At 68.6% G+C, this 17,573-nt stretch carries 21 protein-coding genes; 6 read left to right on the forward strand and 15 right to left on the reverse strand.

The window, feature by feature from the left end; genetic code table 11:
* Window positions 1-44 precede the first annotated feature (44 nt).
* A complete protein-coding gene (locus BO996_RS08675) occupies window positions 45-974 on the forward strand; it encodes a LysR family transcriptional regulator (RefSeq protein ID WP_071957055.1) in 930 nt (309 codons plus the stop codon).
* Between the two features lie 22 nt (window positions 975-996).
* On the opposite strand, the gene BO996_RS08680 is transcribed toward BO996_RS08675, so the two are convergent.
* The 5 genes from BO996_RS08680 to BO996_RS08700 all read right to left on the reverse strand — a co-directional run bounded on the left by BO996_RS08680 (window position 997) and on the right by BO996_RS08700 (window position 5,918).
* Window positions 997-1,209, reverse strand: coding sequence for a DUF3079 domain-containing protein (locus tag BO996_RS08680; RefSeq protein ID WP_013803920.1), 213 nt, complete (start codon window positions 1,207-1,209; stop codon window positions 997-999).
* Between the two features lie 45 nt (window positions 1,210-1,254).
* On the reverse strand, window positions 1,255-2,106 hold the full coding sequence (gene panC, locus BO996_RS08685; protein ID WP_012203748.1) for a pantoate--beta-alanine ligase: 852 nt from the start codon (window positions 2,104-2,106) through the stop codon (window positions 1,255-1,257).
* A 65-nt stretch (window positions 2,107-2,171) separates the two neighbouring features.
* Window positions 2,172-3,053, reverse strand: a complete 882-nt coding sequence (gene panB, locus BO996_RS08690; RefSeq protein ID WP_012203749.1) for a 3-methyl-2-oxobutanoate hydroxymethyltransferase — start codon at window positions 3,051-3,053, stop codon at window positions 2,172-2,174.
* Between the two features lie 87 nt (window positions 3,054-3,140).
* Window positions 3,141-4,703 (reverse strand): hypothetical protein, encoded by a 1,563-nt coding sequence (locus tag BO996_RS08695; RefSeq protein ID WP_071954507.1) that lies wholly within the window; start codon window positions 4,701-4,703, stop codon window positions 3,141-3,143.
* Between the two features lie 3 nt (window positions 4,704-4,706).
* Window positions 4,707-5,918 (reverse strand): ATP-binding cassette domain-containing protein, encoded by a 1,212-nt coding sequence (locus tag BO996_RS08700; protein ID WP_071954508.1) that lies wholly within the window; start codon window positions 5,916-5,918, stop codon window positions 4,707-4,709.
* Window positions 5,919-6,083: 165 nt separating this feature from the next.
* Between BO996_RS08700 and BO996_RS08705 the strand changes: the two genes are divergently transcribed.
* The 5 genes from BO996_RS08705 to BO996_RS08725 all read left to right on the forward strand — a co-directional run bounded on the left by BO996_RS08705 (window position 6,084) and on the right by BO996_RS08725 (window position 10,474).
* Window positions 6,084-6,809, forward strand: coding sequence for a Crp/Fnr family transcriptional regulator (locus BO996_RS08705; RefSeq protein WP_043781030.1), 726 nt, complete (start codon window positions 6,084-6,086; stop codon window positions 6,807-6,809).
* 222 nt (window positions 6,810-7,031) lie between these two features.
* The gene (locus tag BO996_RS08710; protein WP_013803916.1) at window positions 7,032-7,343 is read left to right on the forward strand and encodes a DUF4148 domain-containing protein; all 312 of its coding nucleotides are present in this window, start codon (window positions 7,032-7,034) and stop codon (window positions 7,341-7,343) included.
* A 189-nt stretch (window positions 7,344-7,532) separates the two neighbouring features.
* Window positions 7,533-8,702: an aminodeoxychorismate synthase component I gene (gene pabB / locus BO996_RS08715; protein WP_071954509.1), complete on the forward strand. Its 1,170-nt coding sequence runs from the start codon at window positions 7,533-7,535 to the stop codon at window positions 8,700-8,702.
* Window positions 8,703-8,716: 14 nt separating this feature from the next.
* Window positions 8,717-9,352 carry an aminotransferase class IV gene (locus BO996_RS08720; RefSeq protein WP_013803914.1) on the forward strand — a complete coding sequence of 212 codons (636 nt, stop codon included), beginning with the start codon at window positions 8,717-8,719 and terminating at the stop codon, window positions 9,350-9,352.
* Window positions 9,353-9,490: 138 nt separating this feature from the next.
* The gene (locus tag BO996_RS08725; RefSeq protein ID WP_071954510.1) at window positions 9,491-10,474 is read left to right on the forward strand and encodes a Bug family tripartite tricarboxylate transporter substrate binding protein; all 984 of its coding nucleotides are present in this window, start codon (window positions 9,491-9,493) and stop codon (window positions 10,472-10,474) included.
* Window positions 10,475-10,522: 48 nt separating this feature from the next.
* Here BO996_RS08725 and BO996_RS08730 read toward each other — a convergent pair whose 3' ends face one another.
* From BO996_RS08730 to BO996_RS08775, 10 genes are all read right to left on the reverse strand, one after another.
* Window positions 10,523-11,161: a tRNA-uridine aminocarboxypropyltransferase gene (locus BO996_RS08730; protein WP_071954511.1), complete on the reverse strand. Its 639-nt coding sequence runs from the start codon at window positions 11,159-11,161 to the stop codon at window positions 10,523-10,525.
* Between the two features lie 15 nt (window positions 11,162-11,176).
* Entirely contained in the window at window positions 11,177-11,536 is a 360-nt protein-coding gene (locus BO996_RS08735) for a 5-carboxymethyl-2-hydroxymuconate Delta-isomerase (protein WP_012203756.1), read from the reverse strand.
* A gap of 31 nt (window positions 11,537-11,567) precedes the next feature.
* Window positions 11,568-12,785 carry an 8-amino-7-oxononanoate synthase gene (gene bioF / locus BO996_RS08740; protein ID WP_071954512.1) on the reverse strand — a complete coding sequence of 406 codons (1,218 nt, stop codon included), beginning with the start codon at window positions 12,783-12,785 and terminating at the stop codon, window positions 11,568-11,570.
* Window positions 12,782-13,483 carry a dethiobiotin synthase gene (gene bioD, locus BO996_RS08745; protein ID WP_071954513.1) on the reverse strand — a complete coding sequence of 234 codons (702 nt, stop codon included), beginning with the start codon at window positions 13,481-13,483 and terminating at the stop codon, window positions 12,782-12,784. The genes bioF and bioD overlap by 4 nt, the downstream gene beginning before the upstream one ends.
* The gene (gene bioA, locus BO996_RS08750; protein ID WP_065346165.1) at window positions 13,480-14,802 is read right to left on the reverse strand and encodes an adenosylmethionine--8-amino-7-oxononanoate transaminase; all 1,323 of its coding nucleotides are present in this window, start codon (window positions 14,800-14,802) and stop codon (window positions 13,480-13,482) included. Before bioA ends, bioD begins: the two co-directional genes overlap by 4 nt.
* Before the next feature lie 27 nt (window positions 14,803-14,829).
* Window positions 14,830-15,210 (reverse strand): aspartate 1-decarboxylase, encoded by a 381-nt coding sequence (gene panD / locus BO996_RS08755; RefSeq protein WP_012203760.1) that lies wholly within the window; start codon window positions 15,208-15,210, stop codon window positions 14,830-14,832.
* 142 nt (window positions 15,211-15,352) lie between these two features.
* Window positions 15,353-15,718: a 6-pyruvoyl trahydropterin synthase family protein gene (locus tag BO996_RS08760; protein WP_012203761.1), complete on the reverse strand. Its 366-nt coding sequence runs from the start codon at window positions 15,716-15,718 to the stop codon at window positions 15,353-15,355.
* A gap of 8 nt (window positions 15,719-15,726) precedes the next feature.
* Window positions 15,727-16,365, reverse strand: a complete 639-nt coding sequence (gene queE, locus BO996_RS08765) for a 7-carboxy-7-deazaguanine synthase (RefSeq protein ID WP_034390787.1) — start codon at window positions 16,363-16,365, stop codon at window positions 15,727-15,729.
* 59 nt (window positions 16,366-16,424) lie between these two features.
* Window positions 16,425-17,291: a segregation and condensation protein A gene (locus tag BO996_RS08770; RefSeq protein ID WP_013803906.1), complete on the reverse strand. Its 867-nt coding sequence runs from the start codon at window positions 17,289-17,291 to the stop codon at window positions 16,425-16,427.
* Window positions 17,292-17,366: 75 nt separating this feature from the next.
* Window positions 17,367-17,570 carry a DUF3460 family protein gene (locus BO996_RS08775; protein WP_012203764.1) on the reverse strand — a complete coding sequence of 68 codons (204 nt, stop codon included), beginning with the start codon at window positions 17,568-17,570 and terminating at the stop codon, window positions 17,367-17,369.
* Between the last annotated feature and the right edge of the window lie 3 nt (window positions 17,571-17,573).

Raw genomic sequence — 17,573 nt, forward strand, 5'->3', positions numbered from 1 at the left:
TGCTTGTTCTTATGGTGTCTATTTGATTTGGATATGCTTTGGCCATGCAAGACCCCGCGCTGCCGCACACGTCCCCCGAGCCCCGCATCTCCCACCGCCACCTGGAGGTGTTTCGCGCGCTCATGCTCAGCGGCAGCGCCACGGCGGCGGCGCAGATGCTGTTCAGCTCCCAGCCCACCGTCAGCCGCGAACTGGCGCGGATGGAGAGCCTGCTGGGCTATGCGCTGTTCGAGCGTGCCCAGGGTCGGCTGCGGCCCACGGCACGCGCCCTCTCGCTGTGGGCCGAGGTGCAGCGCAGCTGGCAGGGTCTGGACCGCGTGGTCGAGCATGCGCTGGCCCTGGGCCGGCCGCACCAGGCGCGCATCAACGTGCTGTGCCTGCCCGCCCTCAGCCATGCGCTGCTGCCCGCAGCGCTGGCGCGCCTGCATGCGGAGCACGGCCCAGTGGCCGTCAGCGTGGCCACGCAGGAGGCGCCGCTGCTGCAGGAGTGGATGGCCGCCCAGCGCTACGACCTGGGCCTGGCCGAACTGGCCGAGGCGCCTCCGGGCACGCGTGCCCTTGCGCTGCCCGCCATGGACGAGGTGGCCGTGCTGCCCGCAGGCCATGCGCTGGCCGCAAGGCCGGTGCTGGAGGTGGCTGACTTTGCCGGGGAAAGCTTTGTCAGCCTGGCGCGCGACGATCCCTATCGCCAGCAGATCGATGCCGTGTTCGAGCAGGCCGGCGTGCAGCGCCAGCTGCACCTGGAGACCCACAGCGCCGTGGCGGTCTGCGCCATGGTCCAGCACGGTCTGGGCGTGGCCATCGTCAATCCGCTGACGGCGAGTGCCTGCGCCGGGCCGCAGCTGGTGGTGCGGCCGCTGGCGTTTTCCATTCCCTTCCAGGTCCATGCGCTGCTGCCGCTGCACCGGCCGGCCGTGGCCGAGGTGCAGTGGCTGGTGGAGGCGCTCGCCGCCGAGGTGGCCGCGGTCGGCTGAGGGCAGAGGGCGGGGTGCGGTCTCAGCGCGCCGCGCTGTCCAGGCCGGGAGCCTTGTCTGCAGCGGGCTCGGGCGGCAGGCCCCACTCCATCCAGTCGTCGCCAAAGATCTCCACCGGGTGCTGTGTGCGGTCCGATCCGTTGCCGCAGGCCAGCTCGTCGCGGGCGCAGTAGCGGTCACATCCCCAGCAGGTGCGCTCGGGATGGGCGGGGTGGATGGGGAATTTCTTGGCCATGGCATCCAGCTTGGACCGCCATGGCCGCCAGGGTTTTGCGCTGGATCAGAACTCCAGGTTGTCGATCAGGCGGGTCTTGCCCAGGCGCGCGGCGCCCAGGGCCACCAGTGGTGCACCGGCCAGTTGCGCGCCCTCGGCGGGCGGCTGCAGGTCACGGCGCAGGCGCACGGTCAGGTAGTCGGGCTCCCAGCCCTGGGCGGCCAGGGATTGCATGGCCCAGGCTTCCAGTTCGGCCAGCGGCGCCTGGCCCGCACGCGCGGCATCGGCCAGTTGCTTGAGCGCCAGCGACAGCGCCATGGCCTGCTGCCGCTCGTCGTCGCTCAGGTAGCCGTTGCGCGAACTCAGCGCCAGGCCGTCGTCGGCGCGCGCCGTGTCTCCGGCCACGATGTTCACGGGCAGGGCGAACTGCTCGACCATGCGGCGGATCACCATCAACTGCTGGTAGTCCTTTTTGCCGAACACGGCCGTTCCGCCGCCGCTGGCGAAGAATACGGCCGAGAACAGCTTCATCACCACGGTGCACACGCCCGTGAAGAAGCCGGGGCGGAAATGGCCTTCGAGGATGTCGGCCAACTGCGCGTCGGGCTGGATCTTGAAGGTCTGCGGCTCGGGGTAGAGATCGGCTTCGCGCGGGGCGAACAGCAGGTCGCAGCCTTCGGCCTCCAGCTTGGCGCAGTCGGCCTCCCAGGTGCGCGGATAGCTGTCGAAATCCTCGTGCGGCAGGAACTGCAGGCGGTTCACGAAGATGCTGGCCACGGCAATGTCGCCGTGCTGGCGCGCGGCGCGCACCAGGGACAGGTGGCCGTCGTGCAGATTGCCCATGGTGGGCACGAAGGCGGGGCGGCCCTTGCTCGACAGGATGGCGCGCAGGTCGGCGATGGAGTGGACGATTTGCATGGGAAAACGGGGGAACGGGAAGCGGGAAGCGGAAAGCGGAAAAACGGATCGTGCAGCCTGCCGGACTACCAGGCGTGCTTGCTGTCGTCGGGGAAGCTGCCGTTCTTCACGGCATGCACATAGGCCTCGAAGGCGCCCTTGACGCTGCCCGCATCCGCCATGAAGTTGTGCACGAAGCGGGCCATCTTGCCCAGGTTCACGCCCAGCATGTCGTGCAGCACCAGGACCTGGCCGGCCGTGCCGCTGCCCGCGCCGATGCCGATGGTGTGGCAGTGCGGCAGCTCGGCCGTGAGCTCGCGCGACAGCTGTGCCGGCACCATCTCCAGCACCAGCATGGAGGCGCCTGCATCCTGCAGCTCCAGCGCATGGCGGCGCAGCGTGGCCGCGCCCTCGTCGCTCTTGCCCTGGACGCGGTAGCCGCCCAGCGCATGCACGGTCTGCGGCGTCAGGCCCAGGTGGGCGCAGACGGGCACGCCGCGCTCGACCAGGAATTGCACGGTGGGCGCGGTCCAGCCGCCGCCTTCGAGCTTGACCATATGGGCGCCGGCCTGCATCAGCTCGCAGGCGCTGCGCATGGCCTGCTCGCGGCTTTCTGCATAGCTGCCATAGGGCATGTCGGCGATCAGCCAGGCCGTGCCCTGCACGCGGTGCAGGCCGCGCGCCACGCTGGCCGTGTGGTAGCACATGTCCTGCAGCGACACGCCCACGGTGCTGTGCAGGCCCTGGCAGACCATGCCCAGCGAATCGCCCACCAAAATGCACTCCACGCCGGCCGCATCGGCCACGGCCGCGAAGGTGGCGTCATAGGCGGTGACCATGGTGATCTTCTCGCCGGCCTCGCGCATCTGCGCCAGGCGCGGAAGGCTCACGGGGCGGCGCTGGGGCAGCGGCGAGGCGGGAGGGATGGTGCCGTAGGGCGTGCCGGCGGTGACGGGTGCTTGGGTCATGGGGCGCTCGGAGGGGGATGGAATTGCCGCGAGTCTATGCGATGCGCGCGGGGGGCACCTGTCCCTGAGCTGTCCTTTGCTGTTCCGTCACCTTTCGGGCAGGCCACGCCATCGGCGCCACAGCGGAGACAGCAGGGCCACGAGCATGGCCGTGCTGGCTGCCACGGCAGGCGCGCCCATCAGCAGGTCCAGCCAGTGCTGGGTATCCGTCCAAGGGTCTGCGCTGCCGGCGGGTTGGGGCAACAGCAGTGCGGACCACTTGGACCAGGCGGCGGCGAGCCATATCAGGGCCAGCGACATGCCCAGGGCCAGCAGCACCGCGCCGGCCCAGGGGCGCTTGAGCACACGGATGCGCAGCCAGGCGACCGATATCAGCGCGGCTGGAAACAGCCCCAGCACATAGAGGTTGGTGATTCCCAGCATCCCGGCCAGCACGCTGCCAAGCAAGGTCAGGACCAGGCATGCGCCCCAGGCCACCAGCTGCATGGCAGGCATCAGGCGCACCAGCACCAGGGCCAAGGCGAGGAAAAAGCCAGCGCTGGCGGCCGCCAGCAACTGGGACATCCTTGGCCATTCGTCGTCGCGGGACCTGTCAGCGCGCCGCAGATGGCTTTCCTGGTAGGCCGGCAGGGCCAAGCCGTAGCGCGCGTGCTTCCATTGCACATGCTGCAGCGGGCTCCACCGGCTGTCGAACATCTCCAGCAGCATGAGCCACTCACGGTTGCTCTGGGCCAGATAGGTACCGAAGCATTTGCGCGGATCCGGCTCCAGATCCAAAGGCCTGCTGCGACCCAGGGCTGGTTTGCAGTTGGAGTTCTGCGCTCTGGATGCCTTCTCGCCATTCCCTGGTTCCGGGTTCGCTGCCAAGTAGGCGCGCCATTCCTCGGCCAGGGGGGATTGCAGCGCGCTGCGGTAGCTGGCCAGCAGGTGCTCCGCCTCGTCCTGGGCGGAGCTGGCAGACTGGCGCACATAGCCTCTGGCCTGCAATGGCTGGCCGTAGCGCTCGAGTGTCGCGGCAATCGCGGCATGGTCTCCGCGCATCAACCAGACCAGGGCCTGGATGCTCGGGTACTTCGCCGGATCGACCTCTTCCTCGCGCAGCACACGTATCCATTCCACGAGCATGGCCGCCTGGCGTGGCGCGACAAGCGCCTCCAGGGCGGCGACTTGCTCGACAGTCTGGATCTGTGCACTGACATCCGTGTCCGACCATTGGCGCTGAATCCGCATTTCATAGATGGGCGAAAAGGCGATCGCAGGCGCGAACAATAGCGATAGGAACAAGGCTCCCCACAGGTACTCCCACCACAGGCCCCAGCGGCCCACGGGGGCGTGTTCGCGCCAGCGGTTGTGGATGCGCACGCGCAGCAACCACCACAGCGCCAGGCCGATCGCCACGATCCAGGCCACGACGAAGCCGATGTCCAGTGCCAATTGCTCGGGCGTTTGCGGGGCCGTGGACGCAACGCCGGGCAGGGAGCCCATCCAGCGCGCCGGCTCGGCCATCCACTGCATCCAGATGCCCAGCACCAGCACGCACCACAGCAGCGCCAGCGGCAGATACCAGTGCAGGCGCAGCTGCCACAGCAGGGGGCAGCGCATCAGCACCCATTGGTCCCAGCGGTTCGTCATATCGGAAAAACGTGGCATGGCTCAGTCCCTCACGAACAGGCGGCGGGTGGATGCGGTGATGTCGCGGAAATAGCGCACGGGCATCTGTGCCTGCACGGCCTGCGCCAGGAACTGCGCTGCCGTGAACGGCACGTGAAAGCTCACTATGTGGGTCTGGCCACTGAGCTGGTGCGTATGGGATGGCAGCCGGTCCAGCCAGGGTTTCAGTTGCGCCATGGCCCAGCCGGTCTCGAACTCGATGGCGCAGCCTTCCATGGCGGCAAAGCTCTGCTGAACGCTGCGCGGCTGGCCTTGCTCCAGGAACAGCACCTGATCGGCCACCTTTTCCACCTCGTACAGCTGCTGTGAACTCAGCACCAGGGCCATGGGTTGCCAGGGCGAGCGCACCAGCGACTGCAGATCGGTCAGCAGGGTCTGCTGGGCGTTGATGTCCAGATTGGCCAGGGGCTCGTCCAGCAGCAGCACGCGCGGCCGGCACAGCAGGGCGCGCGCCAGCTCGAAGCGCATCTTGTAGCCCGAGGACAGCTGTTTCCACTGGTGGCCCCGGAAGGCGCGCAGCCCCAGCTGCGCGATGACCAGCTGTACCAGGCAGATGTTGCGTGGGCCCACGGCGCCATGGCTGCGCGCGGCGAATTGCAGATGGTCCATCAGGCGCCCGCCCCAGACGGCCGGGCGCTGGGGGATATAGGCGAGCTGGGTGCGCAGCAGGTAGGCATCGGTGGCGGGAACGCCCCAGTCCAGCTGCCCTGCGTCGGGCGCCAGATCGGCGGCCAGCAGGCGCAGCAAGGTGGTCTTGCCGTTGCCGTTCTCGCCCACCAGTCCCAGGATGGTGCCCGGCTCCACGGCCACATCCACCGGCCCCAGCGCAAAGCCGCCGCGCCGGTAGCGCTTGACCAGTTGCCGTCCCTGTACACGGTGCGCGCGGGGAGGTGCGGAGTCGGCCTGCAGCGCCTGGCCCGGGGCATGGGCGGCATGCAGGGCATCGAAGGCCTGCTGCACCAGCGCGCGGCGTGGCTCTGCACCGGAATCGGCCGCAAGGCCATCCCAGGCATCCAGCGCAGTCAGCAGGCTCTGCTGCACGGCGGTTTCGGCCGGCAGGGCGGCGTCTATGAGTGCACGCCACGCGCCATGCCATTGCTGGCTGGCGATCGCCTGTTCCACGGATTGCGCCCAGGCCGCCACGGTGGCCTGCGGGCGCGCGGGTGGTCGTGCCGATTCGATGCTCGATTCCATGAAGCCCTCCCTTTTTTCTGTGCTGCGCGGTGCGGCCATCCGGGGAGCCGGACAGTGCGATTCCCGGCGCGCGACGAGTCTATGCGATCCCGCTATGCTGTACTTCCCGCGACGGACGACAGGGCCCGCACAGGCCCTGCGGATGCGCTTCAACGGTGTTGCACCATGTCCGGTTCCTTACAGACATCTCCGCTTCTTCCCGCCGTGGCCTGGCAGGGCCTGCGCCAGGTCCATGTGCTGCAAAGCCTGACCGACGAGCGCCTGGCCGAACTGGCGGCGCAGTGCCGCTGGCAGCATCTGGCGCTGCACCAGACGCTGGAGGGCGCGTACACCGATCAGCGTCTCTACATGCTCGTGCAGGGCGGCTTGCGCGTCAGCAGCTATGCCCCCAACGGGCGCGGGCTCACGCTGGGCGAGATTGCCCAGGGCGTGTTCTTCGGCGGCCTGCCGCAGCAGCAGGTGGGTTGCACGGCCATGCCCCTGGTGGTGGAGGCGGGAGTGCCCAGCCTGATTGCCTCGCTGGCCCATGAGGATGTGGAAGCCCTGCTCATGAACGAGCCCCAGGTCCTGCGCGCCTTCATCGGCCGGCTCAGCGACCTGGCCGTGGCGCTGGCGCGCCGCATGGTGGATCTGGGAACGCTGTCGGTGCGCAGCCGCCTGCATACCCAGTTGCTGGAACGTGCCGAGCGCGCGGGCATCGACCAGGGGCAGGCCCTGCTGGCGCCCGCACCCCGGCAGACCGACCTGGCCCTGATGCTGGGCTCCAGCCGCGAGGAAGTGGCGCGCGAGATGTCGCGCCTGGTGCGCCTGGGCCTGCTGCGGCGCGAAGGCCGCAACCTGCGCATCTGCCATGTCGAAGGCCTGCGCGTGCTGCTCGAGGAAGCGCGCTGAGCCTTTGCCTGCCGCGGCTGTTTCAAGCCGCGAAAAACACTGTTTCAGGAACGCGTGAATTCGCCCTCTGTCGAGGGGAGCACGGGTGAAAAGGCAGCGGGCCGCCCGGGCCGGATGCGAAAACACGTGAGAAAACGCACAGACGAAGAATGCTGCAGCGCCGCATAGTACGTCCATGCCGTGAGGAAATGAATGCCGAGCGGCCTTTTGAAAGGATCTGACATGCGTACCCTCTCCGCTGCACTGGCCGCCCTGACCCTGGGCCTCGCCGGCACTGCAATGGCCCAAGAAGCCGTTTCCCCATCGTCCTCCGCCACCGCAGGCCTGAGCCGCGCCGAAGTGCTGGCCGACCTCGAAATGTGGCACCAGGCGGGCATGACCTACCTGCCCTCGCCTTCGGCTGACCGCGACATCAGCTACAACTCGGCCGAATACCAGCGCGGCCTGGCCCGCTACCAGCAACTGCGCAGCGGCCCCGCCTACCGTGAGGCCGTGGCCCGCCTGGAAGGCCAGCACACCGTCACGCAGAAGTGATGTGAATGGATATGGGTCCGGCATGGTGCCGGGCCTGTTGGTGGAAAGCGTCCTTTCGGGATGCTTGGTTTGGCGCCCTTCGGGGCGCTTTTTTGTTTCCCTCGCTCTACACTGGGCGGCCCCGTGTCAGTGGCTGCTATCGATAGCGAAGCTGCTGATGCAAGTACAGCATGCGTTGACGGCCGTTTTGTGAAGTTTCTGATCGATTTTCCCAACCCCCATGACGGTTCGGCCGCCCGGCTGCGCCATGGCTTCGGGCCGCCGCTGCGCAGCCTGGCCGCCCATGCGCCCGAGCAGGTGCGCGGTGTGCTTGACGCCGTGGAGCAGGCCGCCCAGGCCGGTCTGTGGTGCCTGGGCTGGGTGCGCTACGAGGCGGCGGCGGCCTTTGACGCGGCCTACGCGGGCGCCTTGCATGCCACGCCGCCAGGCGAGCCGCTGGCCTGGTTTGCCGTCTTCGACGGCCCCCGGCCCTGGCCTGAAGACGCGGACGCAGTCGATACCGGCCCTCAGGTGCAATCTCAGGTGCAATCTCAGGTGCAATGGCAGCCCGGCCTGGAGCGCGCGGATTTCGATGCCGCCATTGCGCGCATCCACGAGGCGATTGCGGCCGGTGACTGCTATCAGATCAATTACACGGCCCAGTTCATGGGCCGGCTGCTGGGCGACATTCCATCGCTGTTCGCCGCGCTGCGCCGTGCCCAGCCCGGCGGCTACGTGGCCTGCATGGACAGCGGCGACGAGCAGGTGCTGTCCGTCTCGCCCGAGCTGTTCTTCGACTGGGATGGCGAGCGCATCCTCACGCGCCCCATGAAGGGCACGGCGCCCCGTGGCGCCACGCCTGCACAGGACGAGGCGAATGTCCAGGCCATGCGGTCCTCGCCCAAGGAGCGGGCCGAGAACGTGATGATCGTGGACCTGCTGCGCAACGATGTCTCGCGCATTGCCGAGCCTTTCAGCGTCCAGGTGCCGCGCCTGTTCCATGCCGAACCCCTGCCCACCGTGTGGCAGATGACGTCCGACGTGCAGGCGCGCACGCGGCCCGGCACGGGCTTGGCGGACGTGTTTGCGGCACTGTTTCCCTGCGGCTCCATCACGGGTGCGCCCAAGCGCCAGGCCATGCGGCTCATCCACGAACTGGAATCGGGTCCGCGCGGCGTGTACTGCGGCGCCGTGGGCGTGGTGCGGCCCGGCATCGCCGCGGGGCGCGTGCACGCCACCTTCAATGTGCCCATACGCACGGTGGTGGCGCGTGGCACGGAACTGCGCTGCGGTATCGGCAGCGGCATCACCTCGGGCGCCGAGGCGCCTGCCGAATGGCAGGAATGGCGCCACAAGAGGGCTTTTCTGGACAAGGTGTGAAAGGGCGTGCAGCCATGGCGGATACGGACTTCGATTTCGACATTCTGGAAACCCTGGCCCTGCGGGATGGCGGTTTCATCCACCTGCAGCGCCATGTGACGCGCATGCAGGACGCGGCGCGGCATTTCGGCCGTCCCTGCACGGATGCCGTGCTGGAGCAGGCATTGCAGCAGCTGCGCCAGGCGCACGCCAGCGGCCACTGGCGCGTGCGCCTGGCGCTGGATGCCACGGGGCGGATACAGACCCAGGCGGCGCCGCTGCCGCCTTCCGCCACGCCTGTTCGGCTGGCGCTGGCCGGCCGGCCCATCGCCAATGCGGTGGCGCATGGCGACTGGGTGCGCTTCAAGACCTCGCGCCGCGCGCACTACGACAGCCTGCAGCCCACCGACGCCTCGGTGTTCGACACCGTGCTCCACAACGAGGACGGCGAGATCACCGAGGGCACGCGCGGCAACATCGCCGTGCTGCTGGCGGGCCGCTGGGTGACCCCGCCGCTGTCCAGCGGCCTGCTGCCCGGCGTGGGCCGCGCGGTGGCGCTGGACGAGGGCCGCGTGGTGGAGCACCCGGTGCGGCTGGACGATCTGCCGCGCGTGCAGGGCTGGGCCTTCGTCAACAGCCTGCGCGGCTGGCTGCCGGCGGTTCTGCGCTGAATAGCAGGCTAGGCCCACGGGCGGAACTCATGGTTTTCAGGGATGGATTCCACAAGGCAATGTCAGACAATCGGTGAATATTGTTGAGCAATATCATTTTGATTGTTGGCTGATACCTGTCTCCCCTGAGATCGATCCATGCATGAATTCCGTATTTCCCGCCGCGCGCTGATCAGCGCCGCGGCTGTCCTGGCGGCGGGCCCGCTGTGCGCCCAGACCACCTATCCCAACAAGCCCATTCGCGTCGTCGTCGGCTACGCGGCAGGCGGCTCGGTCGACCTGGTGGGGCGCGTGGTGGGGGACATCCTGGCCAAGCACCTCAATGCGACCGTCGTGGTCGACAACGTGCCCGGTGCCGCCGGCGTGGTGGCCGCGCAGCGCGTGGTCGGTGCCAAGGCCGACGGCTATACCCTGCTCGCAGGCTCCAGCAACGAATTGGCGGGCACGAAGTTCGTCAACGCCGCGCAGAAGTACGACCCGGCCACGGACCTGACCGGCATCGCGCTGACCGGCGTGCTGCCCAACCTGTGGGTGGCCGGCACCAAGATGCCGGCCAAGACCATCGACGAGTTCATCGCCCTGGCCAAGGCCCATCCCGGCAAGTACAGCTACGGCAGCCCGGGCATCGGGTCCACGCCGCATTTCTCGGGCGAGCTGATCAAGAAGATTGCCGGGGTGGACATCGTCCATGTGCCCTACAAGGGATCGGCCGCGATGACCAGCGACCTGGCGGGCGGCAACCTGGATTTCGCCATCGTCTCTCCCTCGGTGGCGGCTCCGTTCATCCAGAGCGGCAAGATCAAGGCCCTGGGCGTGACCACGGCCCACCGCATCGCCATGATGAAGGACGTGCCCGCACTGGGCGAGAACGCGGCGCTCAAGGGCTACGCGCTGAGCGGCTGGTTCGGGCTGGCGGGACCCAAGGACCTGCCTGCCGATGTGGTGGCCAGCCTGCAGAAGGCCTTGAAGGCGGGCCTGGCCGATCCGGCGATGCGCGCGCGCCTGGAAGGGGCGGGCATCATTGCCCCCACGGGCGACGAAAACCTGTCCCAGATCATCCGTACCGACATGGGCAAGTACGCCGAATTGGTCAAGTTCGCCAGGATCACGCCGGAAAACTGAAGCAGGGCCGGCCGCCATGAAAAACGCCTCGCTCCCCGAGGCGTTTTTTCATTCGGGCCTGTGCAGGGCATGCAGGGACAGCAGCCCCTCGAAAGCATCGCGCAGCGGCTGCAGCGACGGGCCGGCAGGCGCCAGCCGTTGCAGCGCGCAGGCCGCTGCCTCCAGTGTGGACAGCTGGCCCGGCGCATGGGCCTTGCGCAGGGCGCCGTAGCGCGAGGCGGGAAGGTCGCCCTGCAGTGCCAGGCGCGGCAGGGCCTGCAGGCCGGGGTTGAGGTAGAGCATCTTGCGGCTCTTGCGCCAGGTGGCGTCCAGCACCACCAGGCACAGGTCCTCGGGGCATGGCGCGGGCTGCGGCCAGGGCGCTTGCCTGGCCAGGCCCAACTGATCGCCGTGCGGCGTTTCCGGATAGAGCAGTACGGCCTGCCGCGGGGCGTCGCCGGCCTGCCAGGGCGCGTGCAGCAGTGCCTGCAACTGCGCTGGCTCGAAGGCCTCGCCCACCGCCAGGCGGCTGGCGGGCAGGCACAGGTGCAGCAGCCGGCCCGTGCCCTTGGCCTGCAGTTCTTCCTCGGGATGCTGGAGCACCAGCAGCTGCACCGCATGCGGCACCGGCTGCACCAGGGGGCACAGGCAGGTGCGCTCAGGGCGCAGGCATTGCGCGCAGCGTGCGCGGGTGCTCACGGCGGACAAGGCCCGGCGCCTGCCTTACAGGCGACCCTTGTAGTAGCTGGGCTTGTCCATGTCGGCGATTTCCACGCTGAGCTGGACCATCATGCCGGCCGGCTGGGGCGTGAGGCGGCGCAGCACCGCGGCAATGCCTTCGGACAGTTCCTTCTTGGCCGTGTCGGTACGGCCCGCCAGCAGGCGCAGCTGCACGTGGACGAAGCCGCGGTTGGCGGGTGCCGAGCCGATCTCGAACTGGCTGACCGGCAGCAGGCGGGCCTTGACGTCGGCCTCGTCCAGGATGCTGGGGTGGCCGCAGACGAAGGCGTTGAGTTCGGTCAGCAGTTGCTGGCCGGGCAGGCCGGCGAGGTTGTCGGTGTATTCGACGTAGAGATGGGGCATGGATGTCTCCGTTCCGGTGGTGAAGAGGGATTCAGGGGAGGGGTGGGGCCAGGCGCGAGACCTCGTCCAGCGCCGTCAGCAGCAGCTGCACGTCGATGCGCGTGTGGGAGGCCGACAGCGCAATGCGCAGCCGCGCCGTGCCTTCGGGCACGGTGGGCGGGCGGATGGCGGGCACCCACAGGCCGCGCTCGCGCAGGCCTTCCATCACGGCCAGGGCCGTGGCGTTGGAGCCTATGACCAGGGCCTGCACGGCGGTGCGCGAGGGCAGCAGCTGCCAGCCCGTGCGCGCCAGCAGCGGCGTGAGGCCGGCGCGCAGCTCGGCAATGCGTTCGGCCAGGGCCTCGCGGCGCTCGTCCTCGGCCTCGATCAGGGCCACGCTGGCCTGCAGCGCGCTGGCCAGCATGGGCGGCGCGGCCGTGGCGAAGATGTAGCTGCGCGTCTTTTGCAGCAGCCACTCGACCAGCATGTCGCTGCCTGCGACAAAGGCACCGGCCACGCCAGCGGCCTTGCCCAGCGTGGCCATGTAGAGCACGCGGGGCGAGGCATTTGCGCCCGTCAGTCCCGCCTCGGCCAGGCTGCCCCGGCCTTGTGGGCCCAGCACGCCGAAGCCATGCGCGTCGTCGAGCAGCAGCAGCGCGTCGTGCTGCTCGCACAGCGCCAGCAGTCCGCGGATGTCGGCCACGTTGCCGTCCATGCTGAACACGGCATCGCTGATGACCAGCTTGCGCCGGGCCGTGCTGGCGGCCAGTTGCGCGGCCAGATCGGTCAGGTCGGCATGGGCATAGCGGTGGACCTGGGCGCGCGACAGGCGGGCGCCGTCGATCAGGCAGGCGTGGTTGAGCGCATCGGAGAACAGGGCATCGCCCGCGCCCACCAGGGCCGGCACGATGCCGGCATTGGTGGCGTAGCCCGCATAGAAGTAGAGCGCGCGCGGCAGTTGCACGAAGTGCGCCAGCTGTTCCTCCAGCGCGGCGTTGGCCGTGCTGTGGCCGCTGACCAGGGGCGAGCCGCCCGAGCCCACGCCAAAGGCCTGGGCGCCCGCGCAGGCGGCGCGCACCAGGGTGGGGTGGCCGGCCAGGCCCAGGTAGTCGTTGCTGCAAAAGGCCAGCATGGGGTGGCCGTCCACCTCCATGTGGGCGCCGCTGGCGGCGCCCTGCAGCGGCGCCGTGGCGCGGCGGCGGCGGCGCAGGTGGGCCGCGTCGAGCTCGGCGATGCGCGCGGGGATGTCGTCCAGCCAGGAGCCGCTCATTGCCATTGCTCCGGCAGGGTATAGGTGGTGGCGCGCGGGTCGGGGTGCTGCTGGAAGGGGATGTCGGCCAGCAGCGGCGCCTGCAGTTGCCGGCCAAGGTGCTGGCGCAGCCAGGCCATGTTTTCCTCGGGCACCAGCATGGCGGGGTCCACGCGGCTGGCAATCCAGCCGGCCAGGCGCAGGCCGCGCGCGCGGATGGCCTCGGCCGTGAGGGCGGCGTGGTTCAGGCAGCCCAGCCGCAGGCCCACGACCATGACCACGGGCAGGTCCAGCGCGCAGGCCAGGTCGGCGCCCGAGAGCTGGTCGGACAGCGGCACGAGAAAGCCGCCCGCGCCTTCCACCACCACGGCGTCGGCCTGTTCGGCCAGGCGCCGGTAGCTGTCCACGATGTGTGCGATCTCTATGGAGCGGCCCGCGCGCTGCGCGGCGATGTGCGGCGACATGGGATCGGGCAGCAGCACGGGGTTGTCGAGTTCGGGCGGCACGGCCAGGGTGGAGGCGGCGCGCAACGCCAGCGTGTCCTCGTTGGCCCAGCCGCCGTGGCCGTCGGGCTCGGCGCCTGCGGCCACGGCCTTCATGCCCACCACGCGGGCATGGTGGCGGGCCAGCGCATGCAGCAGCCCGCAGGAGGCCAGGGTCTTGCCCACGCCCGTGTCGGTGCCGGTGACAAAGCAGCCAATGGTGCGGTGGGCGTTCACGAATGGTTCTCCTGGGCCAGGGTGTCTTCAAGGGCGGCCAGCGCGCTGGCCGCCAAGTGCTGCACGGCTTCTTCGTCCAGCAAATAGGGCGGCATGGCGTAGAGGGTGTTGCTGATAGGGCGCAGCAGCAGCCCGCGCTCCAGTGCGGCTGCGCTGTAGCGGCGCGAGAAATCGGGCAGGGAGGTCTGCACATCCCAGGCCCAGATCATTCCCTGGCGCCGTGCGTGGCGCACGCGGGCGTGCTGGTTCAAAGGGGCGAAGGCGCCGTCAAGCCTTTGCGCCAGCGCGAGGTTGGCGTTGATGGCATCGGTCTGCTCGAACAGCTCCAGCGTGGCCAGGGCCGCGCGGCAGGCCAGCGGGTTGCCGGTGTACGAGTGCGAGTGCAGGAAGCCGCGCGCCACGGAATCGTCGTAGAAGGCGGCGTAGACGGTCTCGGTGGTCAGCACGGCCGACAGGGCCAGCGTGCCGCCCGTCAGGCCCTTGGACAGGCAGATGAAGTCCGGCCGTATGCCGGCCTGCTGGTGGGCGAACATGCTGCCCGTGCGGCCGAAGCCCACGGCGATCTCGTCCACCACCAGGTGCACCTCGTAGCGGTCGCACAGGGCGCGCGCCAGGCGCAGGTATTCGGGGTCGTGCATGGCCATGCCGGCCGCGCACTGCACCAGCGGCTCGACGATGAGGGCGGCCGTGGTCTCGTGGTGCTGCTCCAGCCACTGGCGCAGGCCTTCGGCGGCGCGCCGTGCCACATCGACCGGGCTTTCGCCGCCTTGCGCGCCGCGTGCATCGGGGCTGGGCACGGTGTCGGCCAGGCGCACCAGGGGGGCATAGGCTTCGCGGAAGATGGGAATATCGGTCACGGCCAGCGCGCCCACGGTTTCGCCGTGGTAGCCGCCGGCCAGGCCTGCAAAGCGGCTCTTGGCAGGGCGGCCCAGGTTGCGCCAGTAATGCGCGCTCATCTTGAGGGCGATCTCGGTGGCCGATGCGCCGTCGCTGCCGTAGAAGGCATGGCCCAGGCCGGTGAGCGTGGCCAGCCGTTCGGACAGCTCCACCACGGGCGCGTGCGTGAAGCCGGCCAGCATCACATGGTCAAGCCTGGCGAGCTGGTCGGTGAGCGCGGCCTGGATGTGCGGATGGCTGTGGCCGAAGAGGTTGACCCACCAGGAGCTGACGCCATCCAGGTAGCGGCGCCCTTCGGTGTCGTGGAGCCAGGGCCCCTGGGCGCGCGCGATGGCGATGGGGGGCGCGGCCTCGTGCCGCTTCATCTGGGTGCAGGGGTGCCACACAGCCGCAAGGCTGCGGGCGGCAAGCGATTGAGTCATCGCGCGATTGTCACACCGCAGCGCAGCTCACAGCTGCTGCGTGGGAACGTGGTGGCGCAGTTCGACCTGGCGGTTGGCATCGTCCACGAAGACCAGCTGCGGCTGGTGCGTGGCCACGTCGGTCTCATGCACCTGGGCGAAGGAGGCAATGATCAGCAGGTCGCCCACGGCGGCGCGGCGCGCGGCCGAGCCGTTGACCGAGATCATGCCGCTGCCGCGCTGGCCCTTGATGGCATAGGTGACGAAGCGCTCGCCGTTGTCGATGTTCCAGATGTGCACCTGCTCGTTCTCGACGATGTTGGCGGCGTCCAGCAGGTCCTCGTCGATGGCGCAGGAGCCTTCATAGTGCAGCTCGCATTGCGTGGTCTTGACGCGGTGGATCTTGGATTTGAGCAGGGTGCGGAACATGTTTGTCTCTCGAGGGGCGCTTTGCGCGGTCTTGATGGGGCCTTGGCTGGCAAAAAAAGCCACCAAGTCTATATGCGAAGGAGAAATCCCATGAAGGCCGTGAAGTTGTTCAACGGCAGTGGCGCCGCTGAGGGGCCTGGCTTCAGTTCAGGTCGAGCACGCAGCCATCGCCGATGCTGTCGCGCCATACGCGGATGCGGCTGGGGGCGGGCTGCAGGTCGGCCAGGGAATCGGCAATGAACAGGCACAGGTTTTCCAGCGTGGGCTTGCCCAGGCCGGGGATTTCGTCGAGAAAGCGGTGGTCCAGCGCGTCGCCCAGGGTCTTCAGGCGCGAGCGCAGGTAGCCCAGGTCGATCACCATGCCGTTGTCCGGATTGCGCGGGCCGGTGACGCTGACTTCGGCATAGTAGGTGTGGCCGTGGATGCGGCGGCTGCTCTCGGTCTCGATGGCGCGCTCCAGCGTGTGGGCGGCATCGAAGAAAAAGCGCTGGTGTACGGTGAACTGCATGGCAAAAATCAGCGGATGCCGGTGAGCTTGTGGGTCTGCAGGCTCAGGCGCCAGGCCGGGCGCTGCAGGCATTGCGCTATGCAGGCGGCCGTGTTGTCGGCCTGAAGGACGTTGTCCATGGGCTGCAGGAAATAGCGGTCGAAACGGGTGCCGGCCTCGATGGCCTGCAGATCGAAGCCGGGCTGCGGCCAGACCAGCTTAAGCTCCTGGCCGCTGCGCTGCACCCAGTCGGCGCCAGCCTTGGGGCTGATGCACAGCCAGTCGATGCCCTCGGGCGCGGCCACGGTGCCGTTGCTTTCCACGGAAATGCGAAAGCCGCGCGCATGCAGGGCGGCGATCAGGGGCTCGTCCACCTGCAGCAGGGGCTCTCCCCCGGTCAGCACCACCATGCGGTGCTGGCTGTCGCCGGCCGGCCATTGGGACAGGATGCGTTCGGCCAGGGCGTCGGCCGTGGCGAACTTGCCGCCCAGCGTGCCGTCGGTGCCCACGAAGTCGGTGTCGCAGAACTGGCAGATGGCGCTGGCGCGGTCTTGCTCGCGGCCGGTCCAGAGGTTGCAGCCTGCAAAGCGGCAGAAGATGGCCGGCGTGCCGGCCTGGCCGCCCTCGCCCTGCAGGGTGTAGAAGATTTCTTTGACGCTGTAAGTCATGGTGCATGGAGGCCGGTGGAGCCGGCCTGTCGGTGTGCGCGTGCCTGTGTCCGTGCCCGCTAGACGGGCGTATAGGCCAGGCGCACGTAGATGGGCGCAAAGGCTTCGGCCTGGGTGATCTCGATCAGCGTTTCCTTGGCCAGCTCCAGCAGGGCGATGAAGGTGACGACCAGCACGGTCGAGCCTTTCTCGGGCTGGAACAGGGTCTCGAACTCGACGAAGCGCCGGCCCTGCAGGGCCTTGAGCACCTGGCTCATGTACTCGCGCACCGAGAGTTCCTCGCGCGTGATCTTGTGGCTTTGCACGAGCTTGGCGCGCTTGAGAATGTCGCGCCAGGCCGATTGCAGCTCGGCCACGTCCACATCGGGAAAGCGCGGCTGCAGGTTCTGCTCGATGTGGATCTGGGCCCGGAGGAAGTCGCGTCCGTAGTGCGGCACCTGGCCGAGCTGGTGGGCAGCGAGCTTGATCTGCTCGTACTCGAGCAGCCGGCGCACCAGCTCGGCGCGCGGGTCCTCGGCCTCTTCGCCGCCTTCCTGCTTCTTGGGCGGCAGCAGCATGCGCGACTTGATCTCGATGAGCATGGCCGCCATCAGCAGGTACTCGGCCGCCAGTTCGAGGTTGCGGCTGCGGATCTCGTCGACATAGCGCATGTACTGGCGCGTCACGTCCAGCATGGGAATGTCGAGGATGTTGAAGTTCTGCTTGCGGATCAGGTACAGCAACAGGTCCAGCGGCCCTTCGAAGGCTTCGAGGAAGACCTCCAGCGCATCGGGCGGGATGTACAGATCCTGCGGCAGGGCGAACAACGGCTCGCCGTACAGGCGCGCCAAAGCCACCTGGTCGATCACGACCGGGGTGCCGTCGCCAGGAGGGGGGGATGTGGCGGAGGCGCCCGCAGGCGCCAGCGCGGATTCAGCCTCGGCCATGCCTTGCTGCCTGGGCGAATGCCGCATGCGCAGGGTGCACGGTGGGAACAGGCTGATTTTTCATCGCATGGGCAATCAGGAGTTCGTCTGGTAGACGTAGGGCTTCTGGTCCACGCGGCCGGCGCGCAGGTCTTCCCAGACTTCGTGGTTCACGTCCTTGTCCCACAGCAGCGAGCGGCCGGCCAGCTGCTGGCTGGGCAGCTCGGGCTTTTGCTTCTTCAGATCGTTGATGAAGTTGGTGGCGTCGGAGCGATAGTCGGGGCGGCGAAAGAATGACATAGT

This window comes from Delftia sp. HK171, from assembly GCF_001886655.1.
Classification (GTDB): Bacteria; Pseudomonadota; Gammaproteobacteria; order Burkholderiales; family Burkholderiaceae_C; genus Comamonas; species Comamonas acidovorans.

What these genes read in the sequence shown, in the direction of transcription:
- BO996_RS08675 (WP_071957055.1), top strand. Translation starts at nt 45, where the DNA reads ATGCAAGACCCCGCGCTGCCGCACACGTCCCCCGAGCCCCGCATCTCC.
- bioA (WP_065346165.1), bottom strand. Translation starts at nt 14,802, where the DNA reads ATGACTCAATCGCTTGCCGCCCGCAGCCTTGCGGCTGTGTGGCACCCC.
- BO996_RS08770 (WP_013803906.1), bottom strand. Translation starts at nt 17,291, where the DNA reads ATGGCCGAGGCTGAATCCGCGCTGGCGCCTGCGGGCGCCTCCGCCACA.
- BO996_RS08705 (WP_043781030.1), top strand. Translation starts at nt 6,084, where the DNA reads ATGTCCGGTTCCTTACAGACATCTCCGCTTCTTCCCGCCGTGGCCTGG.
- BO996_RS08760 (WP_012203761.1), bottom strand. Translation starts at nt 15,718, where the DNA reads ATGCAGTTCACCGTACACCAGCGCTTTTTCTTCGATGCCGCCCACACG.
- BO996_RS08700 (WP_071954508.1), bottom strand. Translation starts at nt 5,918, where the DNA reads ATGGAATCGAGCATCGAATCGGCACGACCACCCGCGCGCCCGCAGGCC.
- queE (WP_034390787.1), bottom strand. Translation starts at nt 16,365, where the DNA reads ATGACTTACAGCGTCAAAGAAATCTTCTACACCCTGCAGGGCGAGGGC.
- BO996_RS08710 (WP_013803916.1), top strand. Translation starts at nt 7,032, where the DNA reads ATGCGTACCCTCTCCGCTGCACTGGCCGCCCTGACCCTGGGCCTCGCC.
- BO996_RS08695 (WP_071954507.1), bottom strand. Translation starts at nt 4,703, where the DNA reads ATGCCACGTTTTTCCGATATGACGAACCGCTGGGACCAATGGGTGCTG.
- panC (WP_012203748.1), bottom strand. Translation starts at nt 2,106, where the DNA reads ATGCAAATCGTCCACTCCATCGCCGACCTGCGCGCCATCCTGTCGAGC.
- bioF (WP_071954512.1), bottom strand. Translation starts at nt 12,785, where the DNA reads ATGAGCGGCTCCTGGCTGGACGACATCCCCGCGCGCATCGCCGAGCTC.
- panB (WP_012203749.1), bottom strand. Translation starts at nt 3,053, where the DNA reads ATGACCCAAGCACCCGTCACCGCCGGCACGCCCTACGGCACCATCCCT.
- BO996_RS08725 (WP_071954510.1), top strand. Translation starts at nt 9,491, where the DNA reads ATGCATGAATTCCGTATTTCCCGCCGCGCGCTGATCAGCGCCGCGGCT.
- BO996_RS08720 (WP_013803914.1), top strand. Translation starts at nt 8,717, where the DNA reads ATGGCGGATACGGACTTCGATTTCGACATTCTGGAAACCCTGGCCCTG.
- BO996_RS08680 (WP_013803920.1), bottom strand. Translation starts at nt 1,209, where the DNA reads ATGGCCAAGAAATTCCCCATCCACCCCGCCCATCCCGAGCGCACCTGC.
- panD (WP_012203760.1), bottom strand. Translation starts at nt 15,210, where the DNA reads ATGTTCCGCACCCTGCTCAAATCCAAGATCCACCGCGTCAAGACCACG.
- BO996_RS08735 (WP_012203756.1), bottom strand. Translation starts at nt 11,536, where the DNA reads ATGCCCCATCTCTACGTCGAATACACCGACAACCTCGCCGGCCTGCCC.
- BO996_RS08775 (WP_012203764.1), bottom strand. Translation starts at nt 17,570, where the DNA reads ATGTCATTCTTTCGCCGCCCCGACTATCGCTCCGACGCCACCAACTTC.